This window comes from Synechococcus sp. BA-120 BA3 (genome assembly GCF_034931285.1).
In the GTDB taxonomy this organism is placed as follows: Bacteria; Cyanobacteriota; Cyanobacteriia; order PCC-6307; family Cyanobiaceae; genus Cyanobium.
In genome coordinates this window covers 1-5,198 of sequence record NZ_JAYGHZ010000086.1, presented here as the reverse complement: position 1 = coordinate 5,198, position 5,198 = coordinate 1, and the positions used below count along the sequence as shown (strand labels likewise).

General features: G+C 72.9%; 9 protein-coding genes. 8 read left to right on the top strand and 1 reads right to left on the bottom strand.

Annotation, left to right across the window (positions count from 1 at the left end; all coding sequences use genetic code 11):
* From VB737_RS05315 to VB737_RS05280, 8 genes are all read left to right on the top strand, one after another.
* Positions 1–444: hypothetical protein (locus VB737_RS05315; RefSeq protein WP_500311756.1), on the top strand; the 444-nt coding region annotated here is incomplete at its 5' end.
* Between the two features lie 90 nt (positions 445–534).
* On the top strand, positions 535–921 hold the full coding sequence (locus tag VB737_RS05310) for an NADH-quinone oxidoreductase subunit K (protein ID WP_500311754.1): 387 nt from the start codon (positions 535–537) through the stop codon (positions 919–921).
* Positions 921–2,420 carry a proton-conducting transporter transmembrane domain-containing protein gene (locus tag VB737_RS05305; RefSeq protein ID WP_500311753.1) on the top strand — a complete coding sequence of 500 codons (1,500 nt, stop codon included), beginning with the start codon at positions 921–923 and terminating at the stop codon, positions 2,418–2,420. The genes VB737_RS05310 and VB737_RS05305 overlap by 1 nt, the downstream gene beginning before the upstream one ends.
* Entirely contained in the window at positions 2,417–2,854 is a 438-nt protein-coding gene (locus tag VB737_RS05300) for a Na+/H+ antiporter subunit E (protein WP_500311751.1), read from the top strand. Before VB737_RS05305 ends, VB737_RS05300 begins: the two co-directional genes overlap by 4 nt.
* Positions 2,851–3,099: a hypothetical protein gene (locus VB737_RS05295; protein WP_500311750.1), complete on the top strand. Its 249-nt coding sequence runs from the start codon at positions 2,851–2,853 to the stop codon at positions 3,097–3,099. Before VB737_RS05300 ends, VB737_RS05295 begins: the two co-directional genes overlap by 4 nt.
* Positions 3,096–3,395 carry a monovalent cation/H(+) antiporter subunit G gene (locus VB737_RS05290; protein WP_500311748.1) on the top strand — a complete coding sequence of 100 codons (300 nt, stop codon included), beginning with the start codon at positions 3,096–3,098 and terminating at the stop codon, positions 3,393–3,395. Before VB737_RS05295 ends, VB737_RS05290 begins: the two co-directional genes overlap by 4 nt.
* Positions 3,392–3,916, top strand: a complete 525-nt coding sequence (locus VB737_RS05285; protein WP_500311746.1) for a hydrogenase subunit MbhD domain-containing protein — start codon at positions 3,392–3,394, stop codon at positions 3,914–3,916. The genes VB737_RS05290 and VB737_RS05285 overlap by 4 nt, the downstream gene beginning before the upstream one ends.
* Positions 3,913–4,572 (top strand): Na(+)/H(+) antiporter subunit B, encoded by a 660-nt coding sequence (locus VB737_RS05280; RefSeq protein WP_500311744.1) that lies wholly within the window; start codon positions 3,913–3,915, stop codon positions 4,570–4,572. The genes VB737_RS05285 and VB737_RS05280 overlap by 4 nt, the downstream gene beginning before the upstream one ends.
* A gap of 10 nt (positions 4,573–4,582) precedes the next feature.
* On the opposite strand, the gene VB737_RS05275 is transcribed toward VB737_RS05280, so the two are convergent.
* A partial coding sequence (locus VB737_RS05275) for an SbcC/MukB-like Walker B domain-containing protein (protein WP_500311742.1) occupies positions 4,583–5,198 on the bottom strand: 616 nt, incomplete at its 5' end.

Genomic DNA, 5,198 nt, shown 5'->3' with positions numbered 1-5,198 from the left:
CCACCGGCTCCACCGGTCGATCGGGTCGCCGCCCTCTGCCCCGGCGTGCGGGAGCCCCTCTCGGTGGAGGCGGCCGTGCTCAGCCGCGACATGACCGTGCTCAAGCGTGAAGCCGCCGACTCCCTGGCCGCCCTGGGTGCGGCCCATGCCCTGGTCAGCTCCGCCCGTCTGGCCCAGGTGCAGGAGCTGCGGCCGCGGGTCATGGCCGGTCAGGCCTCCGGCGAGGCGCTGATGGCCCTGGCCGCCGAATACCAGGGCTGGCAGGGCGACCAGGTGCGGATCTTCGACGCCCTGGCGCTGGTGATGCGGATGGGGGTGCCCCGGGGTCTGGTGCTCGACCAGATGGATCCCGGCCTGCAGGAGCAGGCCCGATCCCACCTGGAGGCCCTGTCGGTGGAGTACCAGCGCCGCCTGCTGGCGGAGCAGTTCCACCCGTCCGCCTGAAGCGGCCCGCCGCTGCGGATCGTCGGTATCTGGAAGCAACGGCTACCATCCCGCTCCGTGTCCCGGCCGTCCTCCGGGAGACAACGTCCGATGGATCCCTTTCGGCTGCTTGAGCTCCTGATCCTGGTGGCGGTGCTGGTCGGATTCGTCGGTCTGCTGCTGCGCCGCAACCTGTTCCTCAAGGTGCTGGCCATGGACGTGATGGGCTCCGCCGTGGTGGCCCTGTTCGTGCTGGTTGCCGCCCGCTCCGGCCTGCTGAGCCCCATCCTGGCGGCGCCCCTCGTCCCCGGGGCGGTCGCGGCCCCCGTGCCCATGGCCGACCCGATTCCCCAGGCCGTGATCCTCACGGCGATCGTGATCGGCCTCTCGATCCAGGCCCTGCTGCTGGTGGTGATCACCCGCCTGGCCCGCACCGACCCCAGTCTCGATCTGGCCAGCTTCGATGCCGGTCGCCTCGATGCCCGGGGGCGGCGCTGATGGCGGCCCCCGCCGGCGAGGCCCTCCTGATCGGCTGGCTGCTGCTGCCCTACACGGCGGCCTTCCTGGCCGCCCTGCTGCCCCCCCTGGCCCGCTGGCTGGCCCTGGTCTGCTGCCTGGCCACCGGTGCGGTGGCCGTCGCGGTCCAGGCCGGTGCCCTGCCGGCGAGCCTCAGCCTGCTCGGCCCCTATGGGGTGGAGCTGCAGCCCGATGGTCTGGCGGCGCCGTTCCTGCTCCTCAATGCCCTGGTCTGCGGCGCGGTGGTGCTGGACGGCTGGCGCCGGACCCTGCCCGGCCCCTTCCTGCTGCTGCTGATGGTTCTCCACGGCGGCCTGGCCTCCGCCTTCGTGGCGGTGGACCTGGTGAGCCTGTACGTGACCCTGGAGGTGGTGGGGATCAGTGCCTTCCTGCTGATCCTGGGCAGCCGCTCGGAGCGCTCCCTGTGGCTGGCGCTGCGCTACCTGCTGATCGGCAACACGGTGATGACCCTTTATCTGGTCGGTGCTGCCGTCGTCTATCTGACCCAGGGCAGTTTCCGCCTCGAGGCCGTCGCCGCCGCCGGTGCCGCCGCCCTGGCGCTGCTGCTGGTGGGACTGCTCACCAAGGCCGGGTTGTTCCTCTCGGGACTGTGGCTGCCCCGCACCCACGCCGAGGCGCCGGCGGAGGTCTCCGCCCTGCTCTCCGGCGTGGTGGTCGCCGCCGGGGTCGTTCCCCTGCTGCGGCTGAGCAGCGTCGTGCCCACCCTGGCGGCGGTGCTGCCCCTGATCGGGTGGGCCAGCGCCGGCCTGGGGCTGCTGTTCGCCCTGGTGGAGGCGGATGCCAAGCGGCTGCTCGCCTGGAGCACCCTCTCCCAGATGGGCCTGGTGGTGCTGGCACCGGCCGCCGGAGGGCTCTATGCCCTCGGCCACGGGCTGGCCAAGGCCGCCCTGTTCCTGCTGGCCCGCCGCTTCCCCGGCCGCGACCTGGCCGGCTGGGCCGGCCGGCCCCTGGACGCCGGCGTGTGGCTGCCGCTGTGGATCGGCTCCCTTTCGATCGTGGGGGTGCCGCCGCTGCTGGGCTTCTTCGCCAAGGCGGGGCTGGATCGCGGCCTGCCGGAGCCCACGGGCCTGCTGCTCAGCCTGCTCACCGTGGGCACCGCCGCTGTCTATGCGCGTCTCTGGGGTGCCCCCCTGCAGGACGTGGTGGCAACGGCTGAGGCCTCGGCATCACGTCCTGCGGCCATGGGCCCGCCGGAGCCGGCCTGGTCGCCGGGGGTGGTGCTGCTGCTGCTGGCGCTGGTGCTGCTCGGTGCCGCCGAGGCCAGCCGCACCTGGAGTCCGGAGCTGCTGCCGGCGGCCGCCAAGGCGACTCTGGTGCTGGCGGCTGGGGTGGGGCTGCACCGGCTGCTGCAGCCCCTGCGGCGCCGCAACTGGTTCCGGCTGCCCGACGTCGAGGGTTTCCCCGACCTCGTCGGCGGCATCGGGGTGGTGGGCGCCGGCCTGCTGGTATGGATCCGATGAGACGCCTGCTGCCCCTGCTGCTCACCACCGGCTTTCGGCTGGGGGTCTGGTGTCTGCTGACCGCCGACCTGAGCCGCCTCAACCTGCTGATCGGGCTGGTGGTGGCCCTGCTGCTGCCCCGCGCCCAATCCAGGCCCCTGCCCCTGCGGGCCCTGCTACGGGCCCTGGGGCGCAGCCTGCTGGCCGTGCCCCAGGCCTACCTGGAGGCGCTGCGGCTGATCGTCGGCCGCGAGCCGGTGGAGGTGGAGACCAGCGAGGCCACCACCGATGGCACCAGCCCCCTGCTGGTGTTCCTGGACGTGTTCCGCATCACCCTCACCCCCTTCACGATCGTTCTCGGGCTGGAGGACGGTGGACGCCGCTACCGGATCCACGCCCTCACGCCCCGCCCGACCCCGGCCGCTGAGCCCCAGGCCGGAGGGCCGACGCCATGACGGTGCTGCTCTGGGGGATGGTGCTGGCCCTGCTGATACCGATCGCGGTGGCCTGCCGGCCCTCCGATGTCTGGAACCGCCTGGCGGCCTTCTCCAGCGTCGCCAGCAAGGTGGCGCTGATCGTCCTGGTGGTGTCGGCGGTGCGGGGCGACCGCATGCTGGGCCTGGCTGGCGTGATCGTGCTCTGCGCCGGCAACGCCGGGCTGCTGCTGCTGGCCAACCTGCTGCGGGGGACGGAGCGATGACCCTCGCCGTCCTGGCCGATCACGCCAGCCTGCTGCTGCTGGGGGCCGGTCTGGTGTTCTGGTTCTGGGGCACCTGGCCCCTGTTGGAGAGCCGCAGCTACCTGAGCAAGCTCCATGCCCTCTCGGTGGCCGACACCCTCGGCTCGGGGCTGATGCTGCTGGGCCTGCTGCTGCGGATACCCGGCCAGTGGCCCCTGCTGGTGCTGGCCCTGGTGGCGCTGATCCTGTGGAACACGATCTTCGGCTACGTGCTGGCCAACTGCTCGCTGGCCTCCCGCCGGGAGCCGGAACCATGAGCGGCACCGTGTCCGTGCTCGGCGAGCTCGACCTGCTCCTGCCGATCACCGCCCTGCTGCCCCTCACCGCCGTGCTGCTGGTGAGCCAGTCGAATCCGTACCAGACCCTGGTGCTGCGGGGCATTCTCGGGTCGGTCTCCACCCTGCTCTATGCCCTGCTGGGTGCTCCGGACGTGGCGATCACCGAGGCCCTGGTGGGCACCCTGCTCTCCACCACCCTCTATGCGGTGGCGCTGCGCTCCTCGATGGCGCTGCGGTTGTCCTATCCGGCTGACGCTCCCCCCAGCGCGGCCAGCCAGGCGCTGCTGCGCGACTGGCTGGAGCCCCTGTCGCTGCGGCTGCGCCTGCTGCCACGAGCTCCGGAGGCGATCGGCGAGGCCGACGCCAGCCACGGCCGGCTCGGCCCGGACCTGCGGCTGGAGCTCAGCAACCCCCGACTGACGGAACGCCTGCAGGCCCTGGAGGGCTACCGCCGCTGGCAGAAGAGCGGCGGGGAACTGCTGCTGCGGGAGGAGCCATGACCTGGCTCTACCTGCTGGCCGCCACCGCCCTCTGCCTCGCACCGCTGGCCGCGGCCCTGCCGCCGGCGCCGCCCATCGGCCCGGTGATCGCCTCCCTGGCCGCCATGACCGATGTGCCCAATCTGGTGTCGGGGGTGATCCTGCACACCCGCCTCTACGACACCATCGCCGAAGTGGTGGTGTTCACCCTGGCCTCGATCGGGGTGCGCTACCTGCTGGCGGGGGAGCCCACCAAGACGAGCATCCGGGCCATCGAGGACGCGCCCTCGGTGGTGCTCTGCCAGCTGGGCGCCACCATGGCCGCCCTGATCGGGGTGGAGCTGGCCCTGCGCGGTCACCTCTCGCCGGGGGGCGGCTTCGCGGCGGGCGTGGCCGGCGGCACCGCCATCGGCCTGGTGCTGATCAGCGGCTCGGCCCGGCTCTCCGACCGCCTCTACCGCCGCTGGCGCGCCGACCTCTGGGAGAAGGCCGCCGTCATCGCCTTCGTGGTGCTTTCCGCCTTCGCCCTCGCGGGGGTGCCCCAGCCGGCCGGGACCTTCGGCACCCTGGCCTCGGGGGGCTGGATCCCCCTGCTCAACGTGTTGGTGGCCATCAAGGTGACCCTGGGCTCCTGGGCGATGGTGCAGCTGTTCGTGCGCCACCGGGGGTTGCTCTAGGGAGGTCGCGTCAGGCCGTGACCCCCACCCGCAGGCTCGAGCCGCGATCCCCGGCGATCACTTCGATGCCGCCGCGGATGCGCTCCCGTAGGGCGCCGACGTGGCTGATCAGGCCGATCATGCGGCCCCCCTCCCGCAGCCGGTCGAGTTCGTCCATGGCCAGCTGCAGGTTGTCGGGGTCGAGGCTGCCGAAGCCCTCGTCGATGAACAGGGCCTCCAGGGGCACGCCGCCGGCGTGGGCCTGCACCGTGTCGGCCACCCCCAGGGCCAGGGCCAGGGAGGCCTGGAAGGTCTCGCCGCCCGACAGGCTGCTCACCTCCCGTTCCTCGCCGGTGTAGGCATCCAGCACCCGCAGGCCCAGGCCGGCCTTGCGGCCGCCATGGCCCCCCTCGTCGGTGAGCCGCAGCTGGTAGCGGCCGGAGGTCATCAGGGTGAGCCGCTGGTTGGCGTAGCCGCAGATATCGGCGAGGTAGGCCGAGAGCACCCAGCGCTGCAGGGAGATGTAGGGGGCCGCCTTGCCCTGGCAGCGGCTGGCCACGGCGCCCAGCCGCTCGGCCCGCTCCTGCTTCTCGGCCAGATCGGCGGCGCCGGCCCGATGCTCCGCCGTCAGCCGGGCGATCTCCCGC